Genomic DNA, 26,811 nt, shown 5'->3' on the forward strand with positions numbered 1-26,811 from the left:
GATGACCCTTCACCCCGCCATCGCCGACGTCCTCAGCACACTGCCGGCTCCGCCGGACTCGCTCGACCCGGCCGTCCTGCGCGCGATCGAAGAGTCGCAGGTCGCTCCGATCGACGAGCGCCTGCCCCTGCACACCGTCGAGGACACGACTGCACACACGCGCGTGGGTGAGGTGCCGATCCGCATCTACACCCCGGTCGAGGCCGACGCGTTCGGATTGCTCGTCTACTTCCACGGCGGCGCGTTCTTCCTCGGAAGCCTCGACACCCACGACCACGTCGCCCGGAACCTGGCCGTCGAAACCGGACTGAAGGTCATCTCCGTCGGCTACCGGCGCGCACCCGAGGCGAAATTCCCGGCCGGACTGGACGATTGCGATGCGGTGGTCCGCTGGGTCGTGGAGCAGGGCGAGAGCCTCGGCTGGGACGGCGATACCCTTGCGATCGCGGGCGACAGCTCCGGCGGTACCTTCGTCGCGGCCGTCGCCGCAACGGCCCACGACGAGGGGTTCGACCGCATCACGCATCAGGTGCTGTTCTATCCGTCCTTGGACCTGGACTTCGACGTCGACCGCTACGACTCCCTCCGGGAGAATGCCGAAGGCTACGGTGTGGAGACGGCCGGGTTGAAACCCTTCAACGCGTTCTATTTCGACAGCGGCGCCGACCCCGCCGACCCGCGCGTCTCGCCCATCAAACGCGGCGACCTCACCGGCCTGCCGCCGGCCCTGATCGTCACCGCCGAGTTCGACCCGATGCGCGACGAGGGCGAGCTCTACGGCGCGCGTCTGAACGAGGCCGGGGTGAAGGCCACGGTCAGTCGCTACGCCGGCGCCAATCACGGCTTCGTCCAGAACTTCTCGTGGATCTCCGAGTTCCACCGGGCCTTCGAGGAGACGGCCGAGTTCCTGACGCGGCCGGGGGAGTGACGTGGCGAAGGACGGGACCATCCACCCGCTCGTCTCACCCTGGGGCCGGTTCGGGCTGTACAGCTTCTACATCGATGCTCCGGAGCCGGCGATCGTCGACACCGGCATCGCGACGTCGCCCACCGAGGGCATGGCGCCCGCCCTCGAGGCCCTCGGACGCCGTATCGAGGACGTCCGATGGATCCTGTTGACCCACGGCCACATCGACCATATCGGCGGGGCGCACGCGCTGTGGGAACTCACCGGAAGGCGTGCCCAGGTCGTCATCCACGAGGCCGACGCGCACCTGCTGCGCTCACGGCAGGCGCACGTCGACGAGTACCTGTCGGTGCGTGGGCAGTACCTGCACGACCCCGACGGTGAGGCGAAGCAGATCGCGGCGACGCAAGCGGTGATCTCCGGTGAGATGGAACCGACGATGCTGGTCCGCGGCGGCGAGACCCTGTCGCTCGGAGGAGGTGTCACCGTCTCGGTGCATTCCATCCCCGGCCACACACCGGGATCGGTGGCCTACGTCGTGGACGGTCGGAACTCCGTGTTCGTCGGTGACGCCGTCCAGGTCCACGGAGCGGCCAACGGATTCCCCGGCTACGAGAATTCGGATGCCTACCGGTCGAGCCTGGAGTACCTGCGGGACGAGATCCGCCCGAACCACCTGTACCTCGGGCATCCCTACCGGCGGGCGGACGGGGTCGCCTACGGCGTCGAACTCGACCGGGACCAGGCCGCCGAAGCGCTCCACGAAAGCCTCGACATCGAAGGCGACGTCCGCGGCGCAGCCCATCGGTGCCTGTGCGGGGGCCTACGCGAGATCGACTCGCCGTATTCGCCGTTCACCCCGGTGGCCGAGGACCTCGGCTACGACGGCGATCCCACCCTCGAACCGTCCCCGTTCTTCACGACGCTGCACGGCTACCGCACGCAGTACACCCAGAAAGTCTGACACAGAAAGGAGTCGCGCCCCATGGCCGAGTTCCAGACGTTCGACGCGGGTGGACAGACCATCCACATCCGCAAGGATCTCCGCGTCCCGATGCGAGACGGCATCGAGTTGGCAGCGGACGCCTACCACGGCGTAGACGACACACCACGACCGGCGCTGGTGGCGCTGAGCCCGTACGGCAAAGAGCTGCAGGCGCTCGCCCTCACCACACCGCCGCAGCGTCGCCCCTCCCCGATGTGGGACGGCTGCATCGAAGCCGGCGACATCGCCCGCGTCGTCGAAGAGGACTACGTCCACGTCATCGGCGATCTGCGCGGCTCCGGCGCCTCCGAGGGCGAGCACATCGGCAACTACAACGCCGGCGGCGTCTCCCTGGGCCAGGACGCGTACGACTTCATCGAGTGGGTCGCCGAACAGCCGTGGTGCGACGGCAACGTCGGCATGATCGGCATCTCCTACTTCGGGTCGATGCAGGTGCTCGCCGCCGCGGAGCGGCCGCCGCACCTGAAAGCGATCTTCGTCAGCGGCGGTCATTTCGACTTCTACGAGACCACTTATCACGGCGGCATCATGTGGTTCATGCCGCGTGCCGCCCGCGAGGGCCGCGGAGGCGACTCCGGCTGGGCCTTCACCGACAGCGTCAAGTCCCGCATGGTCGAGACGTGCTCCCCGGACGAGCTGAGGAAGCGCGTCGCGGCGCGCCTGGAGGATCCGGATGTGGCCGCCTGGCCGAACCTGGTGCACGTGCTGAACTACCCGAATCACCACGAGGCCTGGTTCGACATCGTGATGAACGACCTGGACGGCGAGTGGTACGAGGAACGAAACCCCATCACGCTGGCCCCGAGCATCGACATCCCCGTCTATCTACAGATCGATCAGGGTCGCGGCTGGACGGTGGACGGCACGATCGCGCTGTTCGACGCGCTGCAGGGACCGAAGAAACTCGATATCGGCCCGTACCCACCCATGCAGTCGCGGCCGTTCATCGAGGAACACGACAAGATGTTCCGCTGGTACGACTACTGGATCAAGGGTATCGACAACGGTGTGATGGACGAGCCGGCGGTCACCGTCCACGTCGAGGGCGCACGCGAATGGGTCACCGGTGACCAGTGGCCGCCGAAGGATGTGGAGTACCGGTCGCTGTACCTGCGACCGCGCGGCAAGCTGTCCACCGACCCCGAACCGATGGCCGCCCGGTACGCCGCCCCGGACGGCTTTTATCAGGCGCCGCTGACCGTCACCGACAAGGTCGAGATCCTGAAATGGGAGACAGCGCCGTTCGAGGAGCCCACGGAACTGATCGGCACCGGAGCCGCGCACCTCTTCGTAGAGATCGACCAACCTGACTCCAATTTCATTCTGCGCCTGTGGGATTACGCACCGAGCGGTCAACGTCAGCTGATCACCTCCGGGTACCTCAAGGCCTCGCACCGCGAACTCGACGAGCGCACTACCGAGGGCAACCCGCACCACCCACACACCCGCGCGCTGCCGGTCGAGCCGGGGACGATCGAGGAGTATGTGCTGCGCCTCTACCCCTTCGCCGCGACATTCCGGCCGGGGCATCGTCTGGTGGTGGAACTGTCGAACGCCGAACCGCTGGCGGACGAGCACAACGCGCTGCTACCACCGGATGCGTTCCACCTGCCGGTCGGCCGCCCCGTGACCCACAAGATCTACCGGGACGCCGACCACCCGTCTCGCCTCGTGTTGCCGTTCACGACGCGCACGTCGGAGGAGAAGGTGTAGCGACAGAGGTTTCGGCCGACGCGTCGGCGGAGCACTGGCGCTCGCCGAGTCATTCGGTCACGATCGACTGGTGGACCGCACCGCCAGACTCGCCCTCGCCGTCGACCGGCAGGGTGGGCGATGCCTGTGGTGTGGTCGGCGTTTCGGGCCGTTGATTCGTGAGTCTTTCGGCGCAAACCCGGTCCTTCAGGTCCGGGATGGCTGATCTGATGTTGTCGGACCGTGAAGCTAGTGTCTGGGTCATGGCGGGGAGGGTGGTGAAGCGGGCGTTCAAGTTTCGTTTCTATCCGACTGCGGTGCAGGCGGAGCAGCTTGCTCGGACGTTCGGGTGCACCCGGTATGTCTACAACCGGGCGTTGGCCGAGCGGTCGCGGGCGTGGTCGCAGGAGCAGCGTCGGGTCACCTACGCGGACACCTCGAAGATGGTCACCGGATGGAAGCGGGACACCGAGACCGCGTGGTTGGCGGAGCCGTCGAAGGGACCGTTGCAGGAATCGCTGCGGCAATTGCAGGGCGCGTTCGAGAGGTTCTGGCGCAAGCAGGCCCGCTACCCGCAATTCAAGAGGAAGGGCCAGTCGAAGGATTCGGCGACCTACTATTCGAACTGCTTCACCTACCGCGGCGGGCAGATCCGGTTGGCCAAGCAGTCCGAACCCCTGGAGATCCGGTGGTCGAGGCCGCTACCGCACGGGGTGACACCGTCGCAGGTGACGGTGTCGCGCAATGCTCGCGGTCAGTACCACATCTCGATCCTCGTAGAGGACACCATCAGCGAACTCGAGCCGGTCGATCGGGTGGTCGGGCTCGACGCCGGGATCACCAGCCTCTACACGCTCTCGACGGGGGAGAAGATCACCAACCCGCGACACGAGCGCAGGGACCGTGCGCGGCTGGCGAAGGCGCAACGGATGCTGGCCAGGAAGCAGAAGGGGTCCCGGAACCGGGCCAAGGCCCGACTGAAGGTCGCGAAGATTCATGGTCGGATCGCCGATCGGCGGCGCGATTATCTGCACACACTCTCCACTCGGCTGGTGCGCGAAAACCAAGTGATCGCCATCGAGGATCTGAGTGTGCGGAATATGGTGAAGAATCGGTCGTTGTCTCGGGCGATCTCGGATGCGGGGTGGTCCGAGTTCCGGTCGATGCTCGAGTACAAGGCCGACTGGTACGGGCGCCGGGTGGTGGCGATCGACCGGTTCTGTCCGTCGTCGAAGACCTGCTCGGTGTGCGGGGCAATCGCCGGGGCGATGCCGCTGAACGTGCGGGAGTGGACGTGCCGCTGCGGCGCCGTCCACGACCGCGATGTGAACGCTGCGAAGAACATTTTGGCCGTCGGACTGACGGTGGCAGCCTGCGGAGACGGTGTGAGACCGCCCCGCACATAACGTGTGGGGCGGCGACTGTCGGTGAAACAGGAACCGCGGGACGTGAGTCTCGCGGGGAATCTCGGTCGTTCAGGCCGAGAGGACGTCAATCCGCCGACCACCGAACATTTGGTGCCGCGACTCAAAGGCGGGCCCAGCATCGTGGCCAATGAGGCCGCCGCGTGCCGGCGGTGCAACGCGGACCGCGGCCACATCGGTCCGGTCGACTGGCTCGCGCAGTGCCGGCGTCGCCATGGATGGGCTCCACAGGCGACCCTGCTCGCGACGCTCCTGAACGCGCTGGACATCGAACTCGAGAACGTGGGTGGTCATCGCCGTGCCAGGCGGTACCTGTCCAGCCAACTACGACGCTGCCGGAGCAGTGACTGATGCGAGCCACGGCGCCGGACTGTCGTGATCGGAGTAGACACGCAGCGGGGAGTGAATTGGTCCGCCCCTGCGTGACTCGACCAGGTGTGGTCGGTCGATCCGTTATCGTCGACGGATGATCGATGACGCGACTCCGTCCGGTCCAACCCGCGCTCCGACGAGCACTCGGCGGGCGGTGCTCAACACGATGAAGGGTTCGGCAGGAAACCTCGTCGAGTGGTACGACGTGTACATCTACACGGTCTTCGCAACGTATTTCGAGGCACAGTTCTTCGACGAGAACGACTCCAACTCCACGGTGTACATCTATGCGATCTTCGCGGTCACCTTCGTCATGCGACCGGTGGGGTCTTGGTTCTTCGGCCGGTTCGCTGACCGTCGTGGCCGCAAGGCGGCTCTGATGCTCAGCATCACCATCATGTCGTCGTGCTCCTTCTTGGTGGCAGTCATGCCGACACGCGACACCATCGGGTATTGGGCGGCGGTCATCCTGGTCGTCGCCCGGCTCGTGCAGGGATTTGCCACGGGTGGCGAGTACGGCACCTCGGCGACGTACATGTCCGAAGCGGCAACCGCGAATCGGCGTGGCTTCTTGTCGTCCTTCCAGTACGTGACCCTCGTGGGCGGTCACGTCCTCGCGCAGTTCACGCTCCTGATCGCGCTCAGCGTTCTCGATGTCGAGGCGTTGCACGATTGGGGATGGCGGATCGGCTTCTTCATCGGCGGCGTCGCCGCCCTGGTGGTGCTGTGGATTCGGCGTTCGATGGACGAGTCGCTCAGCGAGTCGCATCTGAAGGCCATCCGTGCGGGTGAGGACCGGACAGCGGGTTCCTTGACGGCATTGTTCACCGAACACTGGCGTCCGCTGCTGCTGGTGTTCCTCATTACCGCGGGCGGCACGGTCGCGTTCTACACCTACAGTGTCAACGCGCCGGCGATTGTGAAGTCCACCTTCGGGGACGACCGGGCGCTGACGGCAACGTGGATCAACCTGCTGGGGCTGATCTTGCTGTTGCTGCTGCAGCCGGTCGGCGGCATCGTCAGCGACCACGTCGGGCGCAAGCCGCTGCTGATCTTCTTCGGTGTGGGTGGGGTCCTCTACACCTACGTCCTGCTCACCTACCTTCCGAAGACCACCTCGCCGCTGGTGGCGTTCACGCTGGTCGCGGTCGGCTACATCATCCTCACCGGGTACACCTCGATCAACGCGATCGTGAAGGCGGAGCTGTTCCCCGCCGACATCCGTGCCCTGGGTGTGGGACTGGGCTATGCGCTCGCGAACTCCGTCTTCGGCGGTACGGCGCCGCTCCTGTACCAGGCATCGAAGTCGGCCGGCCAGGTCGGCTGGTTCATCGTCTACGTGACGGTCGTGATCGGGGTCAGCTTGCTGGTCTACATCTTCGGGCTGAAGAACAAGGCGGTCACCGTGCTCGATCGCGAACAGGGGAGCGCGTGGGCCGTGCCCGCGCCTTCGGGTCCACGCTGATCCCCCGCGGTGTGTCGTCGGCTATGGGTACGGCGACCGCGCAGCGAGCCCCTGTGCGGCCGCCGCGGCCCGCACGGCGTCGATCACCAGTTGCAGCGGCTGGCGGTGTGCTTCCGTCCCCCGATGGGCGATGGAGATCGTCCGCATGACCGGTTCGGTGAGCGCGACGACGTCCATGCCCGGCGGGCGCAGCGTCAATCCGAGATCGGAGACGAGGGTGACCCCCAGGCCCGCGGACACCATCGCGAGTGCCGTCGCCTGCTCGCCGACCTCATGGTTGATCTTGGGTTCGAATCCGCAACGCTGACAGGCCGAGCGCACCGCGCGGCCGAAATGCGAAGTGGGTCCCGCGAGGATCCAGGGATGCTCGGCGAGGTCCGCCAACGCCATGGTTCTGGCGGACACCGTTCCCGGTGGCAGCGCTGCGTGCAGTCGCTCCACCGCGATCACCACTCTGGTCAACTCCGGGTCCCACGGCATCGGGTAGTCGGAATAGTTGATCACGAACGAGAAGTCCAGCGAGCCGTCCCGTACTGCGACTGCGGTGTCCTCCGGCGCGAGTTCTTTCGTCCGCACCTCGATGCCGGGATGTTCGGCGGCCAGCAACGACAGCGCACTCGGCAGCAGGCCCGACGCGACGGACGCCCACACGCCAACGGTCAATCGGGCGGTGACGCCCTCCTGCGTTTGCTCGAGGGCGGAGGTCGCGCGGTCCACCGATCGCATGATCTCCTCAGCGTGTTCGGCGAGGAGCAGGCCGATCTCCGTGAGTTGTACCCGCCGACCACGCCGCTCGAATAGCTTTGCGCCGACGTCGCGTTCGAGCTGGGTGAGCTGTTGGGATACCGCGGACGTGGTGTAGTGCAAGGCCTGCGCGGCGGCTGTCACGGTGCCTCGGCGGTGCAACTCCCGAAGCATCCGCAACCGGCGCAGAGACAGCTCCATGCCCCCAGCCTATGCATCCGGTCCGAACCGTCCAATCGGACCACGCGTCGCGCTGTGTAGAAAGCGTGAACGCAATCATTCAAGATTCTTAACTGGACGCCCGGTCACCGGGGAGCGCACTCTGACGTCATCGGCCGAATGGCCGAAACGGCGATGATCTTCCGAGGACGATTGGGGTAACTCGAGGTGACGACGACGACGGAATCCGGGTTCGGGCGCACCCCCGAGCACCGTGAGTACGACCACCGTGAGAACACTGCGCCGCAGCGTCGGGTCGATGTGGCGACCGTGCGCAGCGGTGAGCCCCTGCTGCGTATGACCTGGTCCGATCCGGTCACCGGAGCTCAGGGCTACCTCGTCGTGCACACGTTGGTGTCCGACCTGGCCACCGGGGGCACCCGCATGCGGGCAGGCTGCACGATGTCGGAGGTGGAGGACCTGGCCGGCGGCATGGCTGCCAAGACCGCGGTTTTCGACCTGCCCGTCGGCGGCGCGAAGGGCGGCATCGACTTCGACCCGAAGGACCCCCGCGCCGTCGGTGTGCTGGAGCGGTTCTGTCAGGCGATGCGCCCGTGGCTGGACGCGCACTGGGTGACCGCGGAGGATCTGGGGGTGCCGCAGCATCTGATCGACGACGTCTTCGCGCGGCTGGGTCTTCAGCAGTCCTACCATGCGGCGATCAGCCGTGCGGAAGATCCGCAGAGGACTCTGCGCCGGGTGCGGGCCGCGTTGAACGCCCCGGTGGCCGGCGGTTTTCTGCTGGGCGATGTGATCGGCGGTTACGGAGTCGCGCAGGCCTGCATCGGTACCGTGAATGCAAGTGGATGGGCTCCGGCCGACACCACGGTGGCAATCCAGGGCATCGGCACCATGGGGGGCGGCGCGGCCTGGTACCTGCACGAGGCCGGTATGCGCGTGGTTGCTGTCGCCGACGCCGTCGGCACGCTGTACTGCCCCGACGGCCTGGACGTTCCCGCGCTGCTCGACCTGCGGAACGGCTACGGCGAGATCGACCGCTCCCGCGTCCCCTCGCATGTTCAGCGGTTGCCGCGCGCGGCTGTGATCGCCACTGCGGCAGACATCCTCGTCCCGGCCGCGATCTCCTATGCGATCACGACGGACAACGTCGACCACGTCGCCGCGAAAGTCGTGATCGAAGCTGCGAATGCCGCGACAACCCCGCAGGCCGAGGCGGTGCTCACCGGCCGGGGCATTCCGGTGGTCCCGGACTTCGTTGCCAATGCCGGAGCAGTCGCCTGGGCCTGGTGGGTACTGCTCGGTCAGGTCGGCACCGACCCGGAGGACTCGTTCCTGCGGTTGCGTACCGAGATGCTGGCCAAGGTCGCGTTGCTGCTCGGCCAATGGATGCTGGACGGCGTGACGCCGCGGCACACTGCGTGGGACCTCGTCGCGGCCAACCGCCGCGCGCCGGCACCGGGCGATCCTCTGGCAGTGCCGCTCACCATCCCGTAAACGGTCCGGCCAACGACTCCGTTCTCAGGACAGCAGACCGACCAGGAGGCTGCGCAAGGCATCCTCGAAGAGGTCCCGATCGGTGGGCGCAGGAGTTGCGTCAGCGGAGATCGCCCTGGCCACGTGCGGATACGTATGGCTGTCGATCGGGGGAAGTGCGGGCTGTGAAGCGAGCTCGCTGCGAGCGAACAACGTCGTGACTCCCGTCGCCATCGCGATCGCTTCAAATTTTGCCCGACTGGAGGCCGTGACTGGTTCGAGTACCTGCAGGCAGTGGTCCAGCCAGGCCAGGGCTTCGGGACCGAAGGCGGGCGATTGCTGGGTGACGTCGACGAGCCAGGAGTGACGCCGATACAGGTGCAACTGTCGACGTGACATCTCGAGCATGGCGTCCAACCACTGATCATGGCCGGCTGGGTACGGGCGGAGCTCGCGCATGACGTGATCGGTCATCAGCGCGAGAAGTTCGTCCCGCGATGCCACGTACCGGTACAGCGACGCTGCACCGGTACCCAGCGATGCGGCAACGGCCCGCATGGACAGACCGGCCAAGCCTTCGTGATCCGTGAGTGTTATTGCGGCGGCAGCGATGTCGTCGCGGCTGTGCGCGGGGACCGGACCTCGTCGGCGCGGCGGTGTCTCCCTGGCGGAGGCATTGTGTTCGTGGGGTCGGTGTGGGTCGTCGCGCACCTCACAATCCTAAACTGCGAACACTGTTTGCTATTGTTGTGCACGCATTCAGGGAGGCAGCGATGCAAGAGCGGGTTGAACGAGCGGGCGACGTCGTCCTGCACACGGTTGGTGACGGCCCTGCTCTGGTGGTCGTTCATGGCGGCGGGGTGACGATCGATTCCTATCGCCGACTGGCGCGCAAACTGTCGGATAGCTTCACCGTGCATCTCTATAACCGACGCGGACGCGCAGATGCGCCGCCCCGTTCGGAGCCCTACGACGTTCAGGAGGACGTCGACGACCTGGGGACTGTGCTCGAACACACCGGCGCAACTGACGTTATCGGCCACAGCAGCGGTGGGTTCATCGCCCTGACGGCGGCCCTGCAACTGCCCATCGTGCGTCTCGCGCTCTACGACGCAGCAGTGTCCGTGAACGGTCTCTTCCCCGCGCAGTGGCTGGACAGCGCCAGGGCAGCGGCCCGGGACGGCGACGTTGCACGCGCGATGGCGATCACCGGGGCCGGCATCAACACCCAGTCGCGGGCGAGCGCCCTGCCTCTGGGGGTGCAGATCGCTATGAGCCGACTGTTGTTGCGCACTCCCGTCGGGCGCACCATGGGTGCCTTGTTGCCCATGACGTTGGACGAGTCGCAGGCAATCGCACGCGCCGACGGTCCGCCGAGTCGCTGGGCGGGGGTGACTGCGGAGGTTCTGTTGCTGAGGGGTGCGGACGGACCGCCCTATTACGAACAACTCAACGATGCCCTTGCTGCGGCACTGCCCCACGCCCGTGCAGCAGCGGTCCGCGGGGGCCATGACGGCATCAACCGCGCCCCGGCCCAGCTGATCCGGACGTTCGCGGCCTTCTTCGGATCTACGGCGTCAAGGCAACGATCAGTCCGCTGATCTGGGGTTCTTGCGCTGGTTGGCAGTGAAGCGCGCCTTCTTCTGGCGATTCCCGCACGTGTTCATGTCACACCATTTGCGGGTGCGACTTTGGCTGGTGTCGAAGAAGGCGGCCTGGCAGGTCGGCGATGCGCACAGGGCCAATTTTCCGTCTCGTTCGCCTGCGATGATGCTGATCGCGTCGGCGGCGATCACGCCCAGGGCATCTTCCACACACGACGCCGAGCTGAGCCGCCATCGACGATTGCCCTCGGGCGTCAGGATCGCTGCGGCCCGGCCCTGAGCGCTGCGGTCATTGATGACGTGGACAGCGAATGCGGGGAGAGGTTCGTGTATCGCGGCCGCAGTCGCGGCGGCGTGAATCGCCTCCCGCAGTTCCCGAGCGAGGTCGAGCTGGGCGGCGGTGCAGGAGTCCACGGCGAGGCCGCTCACTGCCAGCCAGTCGACGAGTCGCTGCGGCGTGGGAATGCGCTCCACGGCGTCGCCGCGACGCTCCGTCAGAGTCGCCGTGAAGCTGGTCGCCAGCACGCTACCGAGGCGGAAGTCGGGGAACTCGGCACGCATGGAACCACCTTAGCTGGTTGCGCGACGGCATGAAGGCGTGCTAGAACCGGCTTAGACGGTTCGCAAAAGTTCCTAGCCGGTTCCACGGTGACCAGGAGGTCTCATGCCCCGCCTAACCAGCGACGTCCACGCATTCGAAGCCCACGCACCCGACGCCGATCTCGACGATCTGCGCGCGCGACTGGCCGCGGCGCGACTACCGGAGGCCGAGACGGTCTATCGCGCCGCGCCCGGCCCTCGCCGATGGGAACAGGGCGTTCCTCTCGCCGACCTCGTCGACGTCGTGGACTACTGGCGCACCGGGTACAACTGGCGGTCGTTCGAAGAACGCCTCAACCGGATCGGCCAGTTCCGCACGACCGTCGACGATCTGGGAATCCACTTCCTGCACCGCCGATCCGCGCGCGCAGATGCCACTCCGCTGGTCCTGACGCACGGCTGGCCCGGCAGCATTGCCGAGTTCGTCGATGTCGTAGACGAGCTGGCCGATCCGAAAGATGCAGACGCGCCGGCGTTCCACGTCGTCGTCCCGTCGCTGCCGGGATTCGGTTACAGCGACAAGCCTGCCACCACCGGGTGGGGAACCGAAAAGATCGCGGCCGCATGGGTAGAACTGATGGGACGGCTCGGCTACAGCAAGTTCGCAGCCCACGGCGGCGACTGGGGAGGCAACATCACCACGGTCCTCGGCGGCCGGTTCCCGGCGCACGTTCTCGGCATCCACACATTGTTCGCGGAGGCACCACCCGGTTTGACGACGGACGGGCTGACGGCGGTCGAGCGCAAGTGGACCGAGGAAACCCGCGATTTCTGGCACCACCGCGCGGCGTATGCGAAGCAGCAGGCGACCCGACCGCAGACCATCGGTTACTCGCTCGTCGACTCGCCGGTCGGGCTGCTCGCCTGGATCCTGGACAAATTCGCCGAGTGGTCGGACACCGAAGACAGCCCGTTCGAGACGATGTCCAGAGACAGAATTCTCGACGACGTCACCCTGTACTGGCTGACGCGGACCGGCGCATCGGCGGCCCGCATCTACTACGAAAGCCACAACTCGCTCGATCCCGAACTCCGGGTCGACGTCCCGTCGGCAATCACCATGTATCCCCGCGACATCGAGAAGTGCCCGCGCCCCTGGGCACAAGAGCGGTACCGACACATCGTCCGATGGAGGTCGCCCGAAACCGGGGGACATTTCCCCTCGCTGGAGGTTCCGGAGTATTTCGTCAAGGACCTGCAAGAAGGCCTCGCGGCAGTGCTGGCCGCCAATCGGTGAACGCGGCGGGGTCGACCCTTGTGACCAGCCGCTCCAGGCGCACAATGCGTTCCCATCCAGGCGACCGCAGTCGACGCGCCGGACAGTTGCAACGCGATGTACGGCGCACTTCCGGAACCTCAGGGTGGAGTCGAGTGCAGGGTTTCGCATCGTGCTTTGACGAGTTCGAGTGTCTCTGCGACGAGCGGATGACGTGCGGCGCCCTTGCGAGTGGCGGCAACGATCTTGCGGGCGGGCACAGGTTCACCTGACAACCTGATTCGGGTGACTGCCCACTCCGAACTCAGTAGCCACAGCCGTGGCACGAGCATGACCCCCATATCCTGAGAAACTATTGCCGCACCGGTCTCCCACTCGTCGGCCTGGTGAGCGATGTTGGGTGTGAATCCAGCTGCGACGCAGGCGGTCACGGTGAGTTGGTGGTATGCCCCACCAGGGGTCCCGACCACCCAGGGCTCGTCAGCGGCGTCGGCGAGCGTGACTCGTCGGCGGGATGTCAATGGATGATTCGCGGGCACGACCAGATCCAACGGGTCGTCCACCAGCAACTGTTGATCAAAGCGGAGATCGTCCAGGGGAGGGGAGTCCGCGGTCACCATCACCAGGGCGAGGTCCGCCTCCTCCATCTGCAGCAGCCTGAAGCATTCGGCGGGATCGGCCTGAACCAGACGCACGCGGAGGCGGGGATGGCGATCGCGTAGAGTTTTGCCGGCATAAGGCAGTAATTGTGTTGACGCCGTTGAAAACCCACACAAGGTGTACGGGCCGGACGGCTCGTCCACCGTTTCTGCGAGCTCGCTCTGGGCTAACTCCCACTGAGCCCGCATGATGGCGGCGTGCCGTAACACGGTGCGTGCAGCCGAAGTTCCGTTGGATCAGCGCCGGTGCGTTCCTCGCCATCGTCACATGGATCGTGGCGTCGGTCCTGTTCGGGCTCTACGTCGCCAACTTCGGCAGCTACAACAAGACCTACGGCTCCCTGGCCGGAGTCATCGTGTTCCTGTTGTGGTTGTGGATTACCAATCTGGCGTTGCTCTTCGGCGCCGAACTGGATGCCGAACTCGAACGTGGACGGGAGTTGCAGGCCGGCATGCCGGCCGAGGACGAATTGCAGTTGCCGCCGCGAGATACCCGGGTTTCGGACAGGAACGCGGAGAAGTACGAGCAGTATGTCCAGCAGGGCAGGGCATTACGCGAGAGTGACGGTCACACCGCCGACGTCGATGCGGTGGAGCGGTAACGGCGGCGCACCGGCAGTCGCCTCGACGATCTGCAGCTGCGCCGAGTTCGAACCGATGTCGAGCCGCCCGCGCCGCGCACCGGGCGAGTACCCCGGCCTTGCAGGGCGAACCATCGAGCGGCGTCGTCTGCCCGCCCAGGCCGCCATCCTCACGCTCTGGGTGTTCGGATCCGCAAGGTTGAAGGGTCCGGTGCCGGGACGCGCTCCCTGGGGCGGGCGGCCGCGCGGCGGGTTCGTCGGGTGTGGCGGGCGCGTTCGGATTCGGACATGCCGCCCCAGATGCCGTGACTTTCGGCGGTGAGGGCGTGGGCGCGGCACTCGGTGAGGACGGGGCAGTTCAGACAGATTTGTTTGGCGGTGTGCTCGCGCTGGCCGCGGCCGCGGCCGCGGCCGCGTTCACCGTCCGGGGAGAAGAACACCTCGGTGTCGGTTCCCCGGCAGGAGGCGCGGCGCTGCCAGTTGCGGTCGATGTGGTGGTGCGAATGATCAGGCATTGCGGGATGGGTCGCTTTCGGTGTCGAACAGTGACGCGATCCGCCGGCAAGAGCAGGGCACGTTAGGAGCGGGCGGGGCCTGGGCCGGTCGCCGACGGGTGTGACCGAAGAGACAAGGGGCAGTGGCAGACCGGGCCTGGATGGCGATCTGTACTGCACCGGGTCCGCAGTCGAAAGTGAACGGTCTCGGTGGGTGATGCCATGGCTCGACATCGGGGATCAGGAGGCGCCCGGGTGTCGGAGGCCCCGCACCCTTCACGTCTCGAAAGAGTGGGTGAAAGGGTGTGATGCTGACGCTATCGGAACACCGGTGGACGGTTGAGAGGAATCGCTCGACAGTAACTGGCATCACATCGGGTGGTGAGCGCGCGCTGCCGGTCCAGAGCGCGCCCGTGCGGGTGTGTTCGATGGTACAAACCCGCGCATGGACACGGACCGGTGAACCGAGACGATCGAATGGGTACAAGGGTGGACATGAGATGGCCTTTTCCCGCGCGGGCCGGTACTCAGACGCGGCGACCCCTTGCGGGTGGCTGGGGTACCTGGCTGCGCAGAGCGCTACAGCATCCGGGGGTGGTGTCCGCCGTGAAGTGCACGGTGGCGGTGCTGACCGCCTGGTTGCCGGCCGATCGAGTGTTGCAGAGTCCGGAGTCCTTCCTTGCGCCCTACGCCGCCTTGTTCATCATCGGCACCACGGTCCGCAGCTCGGTGTCCGCCGCCGCACGTCAGGTCACGGTCGTGATCCTCGGCGTGCTCGTTGCCGCGTTGGCGGCTGGCACCCTGCCTGAACTCACCGCCATCGCGGGTGCGGTCGCGGTCGGGACGATCCTCGGCCGCAGCCGGTGGTTGGCGCCGGACGGGATGTGGGTATCGATCACCGCGCCCAGCTTTCCACGGCCCGCGATCTGATTCTGCAACGTGCTCATGAACTCTCGACCCTGCTTGCCGGTCTTGCCCACAGCCTCCGGACCGGCCGTCACGACAGTGATCGAGGACGGCAACGGGTGTGGGATCTGCACAAGTCGACCGGCGCCGGCGCTGCGCTGCGCGAGGGCCGGGAAAGCTTGCGCGGCAACCTTCGTAGCCCCGGCTGGACCAAGGTAGGCGGATCGCAGGTATACCACCCGATAGCAACTGTTCTCGACGACACCTTGCTGTATGCGTCAGTGTTGGAGGTTGCTGCGGAGGTACTCACCGACGCCGATGATCGGACGGCAGGTAACCCGGACTCGGAGCATCTTCGACACGAAGCAGCGGGCTACTCGAGGCATTCTCGGCCGCATTCGACGAACTCACCTGGGACCCGGCCCACCATCGAGAGCCCTACCTGCACGTCGTGCAGACCGCTCTGCCTGAAGCCCGCTCGCGCCTCGAGTCGTTCGAGGAATCGGTCCGACGACACCAACCCCTACCCGGTGCGTGGCCGGCGATCGCCTTGGCCGCGGATGGTCTGTGGGCCGCGCTTGCCGTGCTGGACATTTCCGGCGAGCACTGACGCGCGCAACCTGCAGCAACGTTCGTCGCCAGACGTCGAACCGATAGAATTGGGGAGCGCTGCGCTACAAGGGTGTTCGCTCCTCATGGTGACGGGTATACCGCGCGACTCCGCTCGGCCGTATCGCAACGAGACAGGCGCAATACACGGGGATTACCCACTCTGAAGTGCTGGCTGCTCTTCCGCTGAGCGGACCCGGCTGTGATGGGGTCGGTACGCCCGATGGGTAGATGGCGGATTCCGGTTTCGCGCGTCAGGGCATAGCTAAGCCGGCCGGTATACGGCGATGTGCTCGCGTGGGTTGTCGACGCCACTGTCGGTGTGGTCGTCACGCGGCTGGGTGGCGCGGGTCCGGAGGAGACGTTGGTCCTCGACGTTCGCTTCGCGGAAGGACGGTACGTCGACGGCGACGCTTTGCCGGCGTCGGAGCGTTGGGTGCTGCGGACGGTGTCGGCGTTCCTCGCCGAGGATCTGGTAGAGGGAGAGCGGTCGCTCACTGCCGCTGAACAATTCGACATCACCCTGCGCGCGGAAATCTTGGCAGACGCCCTGATCTGGCTGGACTTCGTTCTCGATGTCGACCTTCCCGACCCACCATACATGGCCACCGCACAGGAAGGGTGACGGCTCGGGCACCGCCCGGGTGTCTTCGGTGACGGCCTCACCGCTGTGAGGCTTTTGTGGTCGGCGGGCCGGCGATGAGCCGGAAGACCGGGCAAACGCCCCTCAGCTCGAGCGAGTTGGTCGGTGGTGTGCGGTGAGCAACAGGTGGTCGAACCGGGTGCGCAGGCCGGTGTCGGGTTCGAGCTCGCCGAATCTGGCGACGATTCGTTCGGCCAGGGTGCGGAGCCGGATATTTGTTTCCTGGGAGCGCCAGGTCAGGATGTCGAACGCGCGGTCGGCGGGGATACCGTAGACCAGCATCAGGGCCCCTTTTGCCTGCTCGATCACCGCCCGCGATTGCTCGAGGGCGGCGACGGTTTCGTCGACGGAGTCTTTGACGTCGTTGCGGTGGGAGTCGGTGATATCGATGTAGAAGCCGGTCGTGCCGATGACGGCGCCGCTGTCGTCGTGCATGCGGTCGCCGACGACCACGACCTGTCGGACCTTGCCGGTGGTGTCGATGATGCGGTGTTTGCTGCTGAACGGTTCGGCGTCGTTGATCATCCGGTCCAGGACCCGGGCGACGTGCGGGTGGTCCTCGGGGTGTTTGTGGGAGAGCAGCAGTTCGGTGGTCGGGGTGACTTCACCGGGCCGGTAGCCGTGCATCAGTGCGACGGTGTCGGACCATTCCCACCGTTGCCCGTCCAGGTAGAAGCGGAAACTACCCACCCGCTGTGGCTCACCACCACCGAACACCTGCTCTGAATCCACGACTACTTTCTAGCGCACCGTCACACGGTGCGCAGGTGCTATCAGACTCGAAGCGTGAAAGATACGAATCGGATGCGGAAGGCGAGGGCGCCGAGTACGCCCGCGGCGGGGGCAACGTGGTCGACCTTCGCCGGAATCGGCTGCGGTGCCCGAGCGTAAAACAGGCGTCGGAGGGGTAATCGCTGGAACAGCCCAGTTCGCCCTGCCCGGCGGCTGGGCGCGACTCTGCGAGTCCCCGCGGCTCCGTGAGGCCGCACTGTGTCGCGGAGAGGACTTGTTTCCCGTCCGGCGGGCTCGAAGTTGAATCCGGCATGGAACGGTGGGTTGGACGCGGGATCGTCGGGTAAGCGGTCGTCATGAGCGCAATCACCGAGGCTACCGATGTGGCGGGGCAGGTGTGCGAGTTCGACGCCACCATCACCGAGCAGCATGCGGACGAACGGGTGGCCTGGAATTCCGACTCCGGTCCCAACCACGCCGGGGTCATCACCCTCCATCGATTCGACGACGAGAAAACGCCGGTGATGGCGTCGAGAGGTCGATCGATCCACCCCTGACTCGACAGGGTCTCGTGATGGTATTGCGCTGCAGTAGCTTCCGAGTAATCGTGACAGCCCGGGCGGCGAAGGGTGCCGAGCGTGCAGCGCTCGGCATTCACAGATCGGCGGAACGAATGGCGGAAACGGGGGTGAACAAGGTGAGCGCCCGGCCGCAGAGCACCACCGAGTTGCGGGTCGAGGCGGCCCGGGATCAGTTGCCGATCATTCGGGCGGTCGCGCGGACGTTGGCCCACCGGCGCGGCTTCCTGCTCACCGAGATCGCGGACATCACCCGCGCGGTCGACGAGGTGGGCGCCGCGCTGATCGACGCGGCGACGCTCGGTTCTCCGCTGCGCTGTTCGTTCGAGGTGTCGGGGTCTGCTTTTCTGCTGACCACTGCGGTCACGTCGCACCGAGGCCTTCCGCGGTACCCTGGTGCGAGGTGGCGGTCATTGGAGGCACTGACGGACCGCGTGCTGACCACCGACCTGCTGGGGGAGTCGTCGGGCGAGCGCGAAGTTGTGGTGGCGTTCATCAAACAGCGCCGCGGACGCCGCTGAGGCGACCATTGCCGGATGATACGTCGACCGATGGTCCTTGCAGGTCAGCCGGCCGCGGCGACCCTCAACGTCTTCAGAGTCGAATCAGTGGCGTCGGGCACGGCCATTCGCGCGGCGTGTCCGCTGCGCAGGTAGTCGATGACGGCGGTGTCGAGTCGTTCGCCGGGCACGACGGCCGGAATTCCCGGCGGATACGGGGTGAGCTGTTCGGCCGCGATCCGTCCGGCAGCACTGTCGGTAGCGATCATCTCCGCCGTGCCGAAGAACGCATCACCCGGTTCCATCTCGGACTCGAGCTGCAGTTCTTCGGGGCTGGGGAGGTCGCGGGCGCGAAGGAGGCGGTGGCAGAGCTCATCTCGGTGAGGGCCCGAAGCAGTCGGTCGGTGGTGTGCTCGTCGTCGGCCATGGACATGGTGGCGAGGAGGCGCCGGTGGTCGGCCATGCCGACGTCCAACCGGCAGTGGCTGCGGAGCCAGTCGGCGCACTGGTACCCGGTCGCGCCGGTCGCGGTGTGACTCTGCTGAAGATCAGGCCCGCGACGATCGATTTGTGCGAATCACGGCCGACGATCAGGCCGCCCGGGTGGTTCCCGGCAACGGCCATCATCGCTGCCTTCACCGACAGCGAGCTCCCACAGGTGGAGAAGAATGCCTGATCGGCTCCCGCCGCCTCGGCCATGAGGTCTTCGGCGTCGGCGAGATAGCGGCCGCTCGAGGTGCGGTCGTCCAGACCGAAGGCGGCGAGCACATCGGAACGGAACGGGTCGATCCCGAGCACCTCCGTGACGCGTCGATCGGCGCCGCGGCCCTGCCGGTGCCCGGGCGGGTGAACCCGTACCGGTCACGGTGGTGGTAGTCGGCCAGTGCCTCCAACATCGGTGCGGGTGACTGATCCATGCGGTCCGGTACCCAGTCGCTGTGCGCCCGCCGATTCACCTTTTCGTGGGCCGGGTACCCGACACGTGACTCGCCACTGATCGGAGAGGTGCATGAGCGAACACACCCCGCACGCAATCGACTACCCCGGCCGCACCGCGGACATGGCCGAAGAACCGCAGGACGAGATGCGCGCGTACCGGGGCAACGAATTGCTGAAAGGCAAACGGGCGCTGGTGACCGGGGGTGATTCGGGAATCGGCCGCGCCGTGGCGGTGGCGTTCGCGAAAGAGGGCGCCGACGTGGCCATCGCCTACCTCGAGGAGAGCGACGACGCGGCGCACACGGCCGAGCTGGTCGAAAAACAAGGGCGGCGCTGCCGCACCTTCGCCGGCGACCTGGCCTCGCCGGCGCACTGTCGCGACGTGGTGGCCCGCACGGTCTCGGAACTGGGCGGACTCGACATCGTCGTCAACAATGCCGCCTACCAGGAACCGGTCGACGACTTCCTCGAGTTGTCCGATGAGCAGTGGCGGCGCACGTTTTCGGTGAACATCGACAGCTACTTCCACGTGACGAAGGCGGCGGTACCGCATCTCGGCCGGGGTTCCGCCATCATCAACACCGGTTCGGTCAACGGATTGCGCGGGAACAAGTCGCTGATCGACTATTCCGCGACCAAGGGTGCTGTGACGGCGTTGACGTATTCGTTGGCTCAGACCTTGTTGGATCGCGGAATTCGCGTCAATTGTGTTGCTCCCGGACCGGTCTGGACACCACTGATCCCGGCGACCATGGACGAGGAGAAGGTCGCGGAATTCGGGAAGCAGGCCCCCTACGGGCGGGCCGCCCAGCCCGACGAGATCGCGCCGTCCTACGTGTTCTTCGCTTCCGGTCTGCTGTCCTCCTACTACTCGGGGGAAGTGCTCGCCCCACTGGGTGGCGAGACACTGCCGGGCTGACGGCGTGCCAGACCTTCGAAAAGTGTTCGAGTCGACAGGAAATCGGGATGTGGTGGACGTGAATGTACTCGAGCGAGGTGTGCGTCGGCTCGAGCATGCTGAAACCCTGGACCGCCCCGCGGGCGCGGTCGTGACCGCGATCAACAAATGGCTCCCGGCGGGCCAGCTCGAGGATGCGTTGTCCGGCACCGATCTCGGGCACCCTCTGCACCCACTTCTGGTCACCGTCCCTATCGGCGCGTGGGTCAGCGCCGGATTCCTCGATGCCCTCGGGGGCACGAGCGCGCGGCAGGCCGCGACAAAACTCGTGGGGCTGGGCGCCCTTGCGGCAGTGCCGGCCACACTCACCGGCGCGTCGGAAATGGGCCGACACGCTCGGCGCCGAGCGCCGGGTCGGTGCAGTCCACGCGGCTAAGAACATTTACGCAGCGTCTCCGGAAAAAGACCAGCTGAGGATGTTTTTGCTCTGCGGACTGCTGTCGGAGCACCTCGCCCAAGGATTTCGTGCAGGTGGGGGAGGAATATGCCGTGCTGAGGCGGCAGGCGGCACTCGGGCGAGCGCCTTCGTGCTCAGCTACATCACGAACACCGTAGGTTTGACTCGCGGCCGCTGCCACCGGACCGATCTTCGCCCGGAACTGACATTGCGCGGCTGGGTTCGGGCGTTGTCCCTACGGCTGTCGGTGTTCGGCTTGAACAGCGAGCACAGGAACGGGAGAGTCGAGAATCAGTCGTTGCGTGACGCTCCCGAGCAGCGCTTTGCCCACCCGTGACCGGTGCCTGATGCCCAGGACGAGCCTGCTCACCTCGTGCGTGGCGAGCTCGTCGAACACGGCCTGCACCGGATCGCGATCGTCGCGACCGATACGTTCGATCACCTCGATAGGCACATCGGTGGGTAGTTCGGCGACGTCGAGGTCATGCAACGCGAGGTTGATGACGACGAGGTTCGTATCGAACCGGCGTGCTTCGGAGATTGCCGCGTACAGAGCTGCTGTCCCCTCCGAGTTGTCCGCTACGGCGACAACAATTGCCATGCGTGGCGTCCTTTCCAAGTTCGGCGGTTTGCCGGTTCAACGGCGAGCAGAATATGCGGCGCTGTATTCTTCTTCGAATTCTTCGAGGGTTTTCCCACGGGTTTCCGGGACGTATCTGACGATGAAGATCCATGACAGGACCCCGAGACTGGCGAAAATGAAGAATGTCGGTGCAATTCCCAGCGACGCCACCACCGGCGGGAAACCGAACGCGACTCCGGCATTGGTCATCCACAATACGAAGACACACACTCCCATTGCCAGGCTGCGAATCTTCAGGGGAAAGATTTCCGCGAGCATGAGCCACGCCAGCGGCCCGAGAGTTCCTTGCATGGAGAACACGAAACAAACCACGAACACCAAAATGAGATACGGCTTGATCACGGATCCGTCGGGAAGGAGCAGAGCCGACAATCCGATGAGGATGTGGAAAGTCGTGATCAGCCCGTATCCGACGAGGAGCATGGTGCGCCGGTTGACGCGGTTGATGAGCATGATGCCCACTGTGATGCCGAGGACGCTGAACAGGCCGTTGAGTGTGTTGGCGACGATGGCTCCGTCGGCGGAGAATCCGGAGTCCTCGAGCAGTTGGGTGCCGTAGTACATGATCGAGTTGATGCCGGTGACCTGCTGGACAATTCCGAGACCGATGCCGATGAACACCAGGCGCCGGATCCACGGCACAGCGAGGTCGGTCCATCCCCCGGTCTGCGCCTTTTCTTCCTCTTCGGCGAGTTGGTGGACTTCGGCCATCTCGGCCTCCGCGCGCCTGGGTGAACGGACTTGATGCAGGACGGCGAGTGCGTCGTCGTCGCGGCCTTGGGAGCTGAGCCAACGCGGGCTTTCGGGCATGCGAAGCATTCCGATGAAGAGTGCGAATGCGGGGAGCACCGCTATGAGGAGCATGAACCGCCACACCGCGGAGTGCTCCCCCCAGACGTTGAAGATGATTGCATTGATCACGAAGGCAGCGAACTGACCCGAGACGATCATGACCTCGTTGCGCGTGACGAGGGACCCTCGCTTTTCGAAGGGGGCGACTTCGGCGAGGTAGACCGGCACGGTGACCGACGCGCCGCCGACGGCGATGCCGAGGATGAATCGGAACGCGCCGAGGACCTCCCAGGTGGGGGAGAAGACGCATCCGAACGTGCCGAACGCGAAGACCCCGGCCAACATCAAGATGTTGTGGCGGCGGCCGAACCTGTCCGAGAGTCGCCCACCGATCAATGCGCCGAACGCTGCACCGATCACCAAGGCACTCACGACGAACCCTTCGGTGAAGGGTGTTAGCCCGAGGTCTTCCTTCATCGGCTTGAGGGCACCGTTGACCACTCCGGTGTCGTATCCGAACAGCAGTCCGCCGAAGGTTGCGACCACGGCGATCATGCCGAGCCGCTTCGAGTGCGGTCCTGGTTCGTTGGGCGGAAGATGTGCGGCGACGCGGGACTGCGGCGATGCGGGGTGAGTCATGTCGGGGGCCTCTCAGGGAACAGGGCAGCGTGCGGAGAACGCGAGCGGCGAGTGCAGGTCGGCTGCTCGCCTGCCTCGCCGGTGCACCACCGTCTCCGGTCAGTTGACGACGGAGTGATTGCCGGCGACGGCGGGCGCAAGGATGATGTCGAAATTAGCTCTGGCCCAGTTTGATTTGCCGGTGTCGAGGCCGTCCGGAGTCGGCGTGCCTGCGGGTTGCTCCACGAAGTCTTTGATCAACGACTCCTTGACGCCGAATACGGTGTCGTGGCGGAGCAGTTCGTCGCCTCGGACGAAGATGTGGGTGACCAGGGTGCGCAGACCCGGGGCGGTGACCATGAAATGCAGGTGTGACGCGCGCATGGGAGAGCGTCCGGTCGCGGCCAACATGCGGCCGACGGGCCCGTCGTGCGGGATCGGATATGGGGTGGGGGTCAGCGCCCAGAACCAGTAACGGCCTTCCTCGTTGCTGAACAGATGCGCTCTCCCCGAGACCCGGGAATCGTCGTATTGGACGTCGTAGAAGCCGTCCTCGTCGGCCTCCCACACCTCGATGCGGGCATTCGGGACGGGATTGCCGTCGGTGTCGCGGACGGTGCCTTCGACCCAGCAAGGTTGACCGGCGGCACCTCCGGCGACGTCACCGCCGTTGGCGATGAGCGGTGCGTCGTCGACGAAGAATGGCCCGAACACTGTTGCTTCGGTGGCATCACCGTGAGCGACGTTGTTGACGTTGATCGTTTGCATCGACGCCCCGAGTACGTCGGACAGCAGGATGAACTCCTGACGTCGGTCGTCGGTGATGTGTCCGACCTCGGTGAGGAACGAGATCGCGGTGTTCCACTCCTCTTCGGTCAGGCGGACGTCGCGAATGAACGCGTGCAGGTGCCGGACCAACGACTGCATCAGTTGCGTCAGTCTGGGGTCAGTGCAGTCGTCGAACGAGCGAAGCACGTTGCGCGTCAGGGATTCTTCGACGGCGATCTGGGCTTCGGTGAACTCGGTGGTGGTCGGAGGCTGTGCTGCGTCGGGGGCCATGTAGGTGTGTTCGGTCATGTCGGCTCTCGGTGGTCTGGTGCGGATACGTTTCTGCAGGCGACGAACGGTCGCGGTCTACGCGTCGAAGTCGGTGGGTACTTCGCCCGCCCATGCCGCGCGCAGGAGGGCGGCGACCGCTGCGTGTGTGATCGGGCGAGGATTGCCGTAGGAGCGGCGTGTCGCCTCCTCGGCGATGCGATCGATGTCGTCTTCTTTCATTCCCAGTTCGGCGAGAGTGCGCGGCGCTTTCAGATCGCCGGCGAGTTCCCACAGCCTGGTGGCGGGGTCTGCGGTACCGGGGAGTGCCCGAGAGAGTGCTGCGACGGCGTCGGCGGCGTGGGGCTGGTTGAACGCCAGAACGTACGGGAGCACGACGGAGTGGGTCGGGGCGTGCGGAAGGTTGAGGGTGCCGCCGAGCGCGTGGCACAGCTTGTGGTGCAGCGACATCGTCGTGGCGCCGAGTGTCGCGCCACACAGCCACGCCCCGTAGAGCGCGTCGCTTCGGGCTTGCGAATCCGAAGGCGCGGCAAAGATCTTCGGCAACGCGGAGGCCAGTGCCCGCACGCCGTCTTCGGCCATCAGAGCGATGATGGGACTGATGTCGGGCGCGTAGAGTGCTTCGACCGCGTGTGCCATGGCGTTGATGCCGCTGGTGACGGACATCTCGACCGGAAGGCCGATGGTGAGGTCGGGGTCGTAGACTACGCTGCGCGGCAACACTTTCGGGTCCCGTCCGGTCTCCTTGCGTCCGTTGGTCGTCATGCCCCAGACGGGAGTCATTTCGGAACCTGCGTAGGTGGTGGGAACTGCGACGATGGGCAGGCCGTGTTCGAGGGCGATGGCTTTGCCCAGTCCGATGGCCGAGCCTCCGCCGACGGTGACGCAGCCGTCGGCGCCGAGAGTCACCGCTTCGGCGCTCGTGCGTGCGGCGACCTCGGCAGGAACGTGCATCACGGCATCTGCTCTGGTGCCCACGCACCGGTTGTCGAGGATGGAGGCCACCAGCTCCGCAGTCTCTTCCTGGCCCGGTGAACAGAGAACAAGGACGCGATCGAGTCCGAGCTGATCGAGTTCGTCCGGTAGTGAGGTGAGTGCTCCGGCACCGAATCGCACCCGCATGGGGTTCGCGTCGTACAAGAAGTCATAGGTCATCTGGTTCTCCTGGCGCATGCCGACTGGTTTCGCTGAGGCTTCCCGCTACCTCGCCCGAATCGACTAGTATCGTGTCGTGGACAAGATGTTCACACAGTACCATCAACTTAGCCAAGAGAGTGACCCACGCAACTGCAGCGCAGTTCTGGGTGCCAACCGGTGTCGGCATGATTTTGGCGGTCGTGAACAGTGGCGCCGTGCCGCTGCAGATCGGCGCGAGCTACGCAGGCCCTAGACATGGAGGACAGTCCGACCAGTGAATGCCATACAACTTCTCACCAAAGCTGGTCAGATCGTCGACGAACTTGCGCGACTCGGCCCGTCAACACCTGCGGAGCTGGCCAAAGTGGTCGCCGAACCGCGCCCGAGCGTCTACCGCATCTTGACCGCGCTCGAGCAGATATCTGTCGTTCGTCAGGCAGGCGAGGGTCGACTGGAGCTAGGAATCGGGCTGTTGCGGTGGTCCGATGCTGCGGTGGAGGCATTCGTCGACAAGGGTGAGCTCCGCCGCCAGCTGCGGTGGGTACGCGAACAGCTGGGGATGAACGTGTTCTTCTGCGTACCTCACGAACATGGCGTGCTCAGCTTGGATCAGGTCGAGGGCGCCGTGGTGGACATGCTCGATCTGGGGCCGGGGCGGATGCTTCCACGATTTGCCGGTGCGGCGCCGCGTGCCCTGTTGGCGTTCGAGAGTCCGGACGTGCAGGACAGCGTATGCGCTGGTGCGCCGTTCGGCCGGCTCGCGTCCGGCACTCCGATGACGGCGCAGGATCTGCGAGAGCTGCTCGACAACACGGTCGCGCGCGGATGGAGCGTCGACGACAGCGAAGTGGTCGAAGGCGTGGCATCGGTGGCGGTACCGGTGCGTCGAGACGACGGAGGTGCAGCGGGCGCAATTGCCGTGGCGGGTCTGCGGGAAAGTGTGTTGGCCCAGGAAGACGTAGCTGGGCAGGTCCTCACCGTTGCCGCCGAAGCATTGGCTGCTGCGATGGCTCGCGCGCAGTCGACGGGCCCTCGGTCCGACTCGGCACACAACAGGACGGCCCAGCCGTCGGAGACACGCGCCCCTGCATTGATCGTGAAAGCCGGCGCGCTGATGGAAGCGCTTGCGCGCGAACGCATCGCCACCTCGACCCGCCTCACGGAAATCCTTGACGAGCCGGTCAGCTCGGTGTACCGCATGCTCGCGACCCTGTCCGAGATCGGCTGGGTCGAACAGATCGGGCACAGGGGCGCATACCGCGTCGGCGGTCGGCTGCTCTCGCTGTCCGGCGAATTGACCCGTCGACTCGACATTCGACGCGCCGCGGGGCCGGTGCTGCGTGCAATTCACGAGGCTACGGGCGAGACCACCTTCATGTGCGTTCGGCACGGGACGCGAGCGGTGTGCATCGAACGCGTCGACGGGATACGAGTGAACAGCCGCGTTCTGCGGCTGGGTCGGTCGTTGCCCTTACATGTCGGCGCCGCGCCGCGGGCGCTGCTTGCGTTCGAAGACCGCGCGGCGTGGGACGAGTACGCCTCCGCGGCGCTCAGCGAGGACCTGCTGCACATGGGTTCGCGCTCGACGCTGTACGCCGAACTCGATGAGATCCGATCGCTCGGCTTCGCGCTCAGCGACAACACCGTCACCCCCGGGATCGCCGCGGTCGGTGCCCCGATCTTCGATCATCGCGGTGAAGTTGCCGCCTCCTTGTCGGTCAGCGGCCTGCGCGACGGCGTACTGACACAGCCAGCGCACGGCCGATCCGTGACGGATCTGGTGCTCTGGGGTGCAGCCGAACTCTCTCGCTACCTGGGCTTCGACGTCGCACGACTATCCGAGGCCCCCCGCTCCTCGGCGTCGAACACACCACCTTCTTGACCCC

Annotated in this window: 25 protein-coding genes and 3 pseudogenes; 17 read left to right on the forward strand and 11 right to left on the reverse strand. The window is 65.8% G+C overall.

What is annotated here, in order from left to right:
• Position 1 precedes the first annotated feature (1 nt).
• The 6 genes from CJ179_RS28285 (at position 2) to CJ179_RS28315 (ending at position 6,866) form a co-directional block, all read left to right on the forward strand.
• The gene (locus CJ179_RS28285) at positions 2-928 is read left to right on the forward strand and encodes an alpha/beta hydrolase (RefSeq protein WP_095863539.1); all 927 of its coding nucleotides are present in this window, start codon (positions 2-4) and stop codon (positions 926-928) included.
• 1 nt (position 929) lies between these two features.
• Complete coding sequence (locus CJ179_RS28290; RefSeq protein WP_072946821.1) at positions 930-1,871, forward strand: MBL fold metallo-hydrolase; 942 nt, start codon at positions 930-932, stop codon at positions 1,869-1,871.
• A gap of 21 nt (positions 1,872-1,892) precedes the next feature.
• Positions 1,893-3,626: a CocE/NonD family hydrolase gene (locus CJ179_RS28295; RefSeq protein WP_095863540.1), complete on the forward strand. Its 1,734-nt coding sequence runs from the start codon at positions 1,893-1,895 to the stop codon at positions 3,624-3,626.
• 242 nt (positions 3,627-3,868) lie between these two features.
• Positions 3,869-5,011, forward strand: a complete 1,143-nt coding sequence (locus CJ179_RS28305) for an RNA-guided endonuclease TnpB family protein (protein WP_095863541.1) — start codon at positions 3,869-3,871, stop codon at positions 5,009-5,011.
• 42 nt (positions 5,012-5,053) lie between these two features.
• Positions 5,054-5,380 (forward strand): HNH endonuclease, encoded by a 327-nt coding sequence (locus CJ179_RS52180; protein WP_072946916.1) that lies wholly within the window; start codon positions 5,054-5,056, stop codon positions 5,378-5,380.
• 115 nt (positions 5,381-5,495) lie between these two features.
• On the forward strand, positions 5,496-6,866 hold the full coding sequence (locus CJ179_RS28315; protein WP_072946818.1) for an MFS transporter: 1,371 nt from the start codon (positions 5,496-5,498) through the stop codon (positions 6,864-6,866).
• A gap of 21 nt (positions 6,867-6,887) precedes the next feature.
• Here CJ179_RS28315 and CJ179_RS28320 read toward each other — a convergent pair whose 3' ends face one another.
• A complete protein-coding gene (locus CJ179_RS28320; RefSeq protein WP_072946813.1) occupies positions 6,888-7,811 on the reverse strand; it encodes a LysR family transcriptional regulator in 924 nt (307 codons plus the stop codon).
• Positions 7,812-7,997: 186 nt separating this feature from the next.
• Here CJ179_RS28320 and CJ179_RS28325 point away from each other — a divergent pair, with 186 nt between their 5' ends.
• Positions 7,998-9,284, forward strand: a complete 1,287-nt coding sequence (locus CJ179_RS28325; RefSeq protein WP_095863542.1) for a glutamate dehydrogenase — start codon at positions 7,998-8,000, stop codon at positions 9,282-9,284.
• Positions 9,285-9,308: 24 nt separating this feature from the next.
• Here CJ179_RS28325 and CJ179_RS28330 read toward each other — a convergent pair whose 3' ends face one another.
• Positions 9,309-9,974 (reverse strand): TetR/AcrR family transcriptional regulator, encoded by a 666-nt coding sequence (locus tag CJ179_RS28330; protein ID WP_095863543.1) that lies wholly within the window; start codon positions 9,972-9,974, stop codon positions 9,309-9,311.
• Positions 9,975-10,036: 62 nt separating this feature from the next.
• On the opposite strand from CJ179_RS28330, the gene CJ179_RS28335 reads away from it, so the two are divergent.
• Positions 10,037-10,864 (forward strand): alpha/beta fold hydrolase, encoded by an 828-nt coding sequence (locus tag CJ179_RS28335; RefSeq protein ID WP_095863643.1) that lies wholly within the window; start codon positions 10,037-10,039, stop codon positions 10,862-10,864.
• Here the strand turns inward: CJ179_RS28335 and CJ179_RS28340 are convergent.
• Positions 10,853-11,428, reverse strand: coding sequence for an ABATE domain-containing protein (locus CJ179_RS28340; protein ID WP_095863544.1), 576 nt, complete (start codon positions 11,426-11,428; stop codon positions 10,853-10,855). The two genes, CJ179_RS28335 and CJ179_RS28340, sit on opposite strands and share 12 nt — an antisense overlap.
• A gap of 103 nt (positions 11,429-11,531) precedes the next feature.
• On the opposite strand from CJ179_RS28340, the gene CJ179_RS28345 reads away from it, so the two are divergent.
• Positions 11,532-12,704, forward strand: a complete 1,173-nt coding sequence (locus tag CJ179_RS28345) for an epoxide hydrolase family protein (protein ID WP_095863545.1) — start codon at positions 11,532-11,534, stop codon at positions 12,702-12,704.
• A gap of 119 nt (positions 12,705-12,823) precedes the next feature.
• Here CJ179_RS28345 and CJ179_RS28350 read toward each other — a convergent pair whose 3' ends face one another.
• Entirely contained in the window at positions 12,824-13,531 is a 708-nt protein-coding gene (locus CJ179_RS28350; RefSeq protein ID WP_095863644.1) for a LysR substrate-binding domain-containing protein, read from the reverse strand.
• A 29-nt stretch (positions 13,532-13,560) separates the two neighbouring features.
• Between CJ179_RS28350 and CJ179_RS28355 the strand changes: the two are divergent.
• Positions 13,561-13,944 (forward strand): annotated as a pseudogene (locus CJ179_RS28355) (YihY/virulence factor BrkB family protein); the annotation flags it as partial.
• A gap of 149 nt (positions 13,945-14,093) precedes the next feature.
• On the opposite strand, the gene CJ179_RS28360 reads toward CJ179_RS28355, so the two are convergent.
• Positions 14,094-14,438: a WhiB family transcriptional regulator gene (locus CJ179_RS28360; protein ID WP_095863546.1), complete on the reverse strand. Its 345-nt coding sequence runs from the start codon at positions 14,436-14,438 to the stop codon at positions 14,094-14,096.
• 573 nt (positions 14,439-15,011) lie between these two features.
• Here CJ179_RS28360 and CJ179_RS52890 point away from each other — a divergent pair.
• Together CJ179_RS52890 and CJ179_RS28370 are read left to right on the forward strand one after the other, a co-directional pair.
• Positions 15,012-15,347, forward strand: coding sequence for a hypothetical protein (locus tag CJ179_RS52890; protein ID WP_257015808.1), 336 nt, complete (start codon positions 15,012-15,014; stop codon positions 15,345-15,347).
• An 874-nt stretch (positions 15,348-16,221) separates the two neighbouring features.
• Complete coding sequence (locus tag CJ179_RS28370; RefSeq protein ID WP_257015809.1) at positions 16,222-16,557, forward strand: hypothetical protein; 336 nt, start codon at positions 16,222-16,224, stop codon at positions 16,555-16,557.
• A gap of 102 nt (positions 16,558-16,659) precedes the next feature.
• On the opposite strand, the gene CJ179_RS28375 is transcribed toward CJ179_RS28370, so the two are convergent.
• Complete coding sequence (locus CJ179_RS28375; protein WP_095863547.1) at positions 16,660-17,307, reverse strand: PAS and ANTAR domain-containing protein; 648 nt, start codon at positions 17,305-17,307, stop codon at positions 16,660-16,662.
• 380 nt (positions 17,308-17,687) lie between these two features.
• Here CJ179_RS28375 and CJ179_RS28380 point away from each other — a divergent pair.
• A pseudogene (locus CJ179_RS28380) lies at positions 17,688-17,837 on the forward strand (cyclase); the annotation flags it as partial.
• Between the two features lie 158 nt (positions 17,838-17,995).
• A complete protein-coding gene (locus CJ179_RS28385) occupies positions 17,996-18,406 on the forward strand; it encodes an anti-sigma factor (protein WP_244163847.1) in 411 nt (136 codons plus the stop codon).
• Between the two features lie 44 nt (positions 18,407-18,450).
• Here the strand turns inward: CJ179_RS28385 and CJ179_RS53820 are convergent.
• A pseudogene (locus tag CJ179_RS53820) lies at positions 18,451-19,302 on the reverse strand (hypothetical protein).
• A 92-nt stretch (positions 19,303-19,394) separates the two neighbouring features.
• On the opposite strand from CJ179_RS53820, the gene CJ179_RS28395 reads away from it, so the two are divergent.
• A complete protein-coding gene (locus CJ179_RS28395) occupies positions 19,395-20,243 on the forward strand; it encodes an SDR family oxidoreductase (protein WP_095863548.1) in 849 nt (282 codons plus the stop codon).
• Positions 20,244-20,301: 58 nt separating this feature from the next.
• Positions 20,302-20,658 (forward strand): DUF2231 domain-containing protein, encoded by a 357-nt coding sequence (locus CJ179_RS28400; RefSeq protein WP_143548919.1) that lies wholly within the window; start codon positions 20,302-20,304, stop codon positions 20,656-20,658.
• Between the two features lie 256 nt (positions 20,659-20,914).
• Here CJ179_RS28400 and CJ179_RS28405 read toward each other — a convergent pair whose 3' ends face one another.
• From CJ179_RS28405 to CJ179_RS28420, 4 genes are all read right to left on the reverse strand, one after another.
• Positions 20,915-21,280 (reverse strand): universal stress protein, encoded by a 366-nt coding sequence (locus tag CJ179_RS28405; RefSeq protein WP_072937592.1) that lies wholly within the window; start codon positions 21,278-21,280, stop codon positions 20,915-20,917.
• 36 nt (positions 21,281-21,316) lie between these two features.
• Entirely contained in the window at positions 21,317-22,753 is a 1,437-nt protein-coding gene (locus CJ179_RS28410) for a sugar porter family MFS transporter (protein WP_095863550.1), read from the reverse strand.
• Positions 22,754-22,852: 99 nt separating this feature from the next.
• The gene (locus CJ179_RS28415; RefSeq protein WP_095863551.1) at positions 22,853-23,809 is read right to left on the reverse strand and encodes a dioxygenase; all 957 of its coding nucleotides are present in this window, start codon (positions 23,807-23,809) and stop codon (positions 22,853-22,855) included.
• Positions 23,810-23,866: 57 nt separating this feature from the next.
• Entirely contained in the window at positions 23,867-24,943 is a 1,077-nt protein-coding gene (locus CJ179_RS28420; protein ID WP_095863645.1) for a maleylacetate reductase, read from the reverse strand.
• 256 nt (positions 24,944-25,199) lie between these two features.
• Between CJ179_RS28420 and CJ179_RS28425 the strand changes: the two genes are divergently transcribed.
• On the forward strand, positions 25,200-26,807 hold the full coding sequence (locus tag CJ179_RS28425) for an IclR family transcriptional regulator (protein ID WP_072937589.1): 1,608 nt from the start codon (positions 25,200-25,202) through the stop codon (positions 26,805-26,807).
• The last annotated feature ends 4 nt before the right edge of the window (positions 26,808-26,811 follow it).

This window comes from Rhodococcus sp. ACS1 (assembly GCF_002300155.1).
In the GTDB taxonomy this organism is placed as follows: Bacteria; Actinomycetota; Actinomycetes; order Mycobacteriales; family Mycobacteriaceae; genus Rhodococcus_F; species Rhodococcus_F koreensis.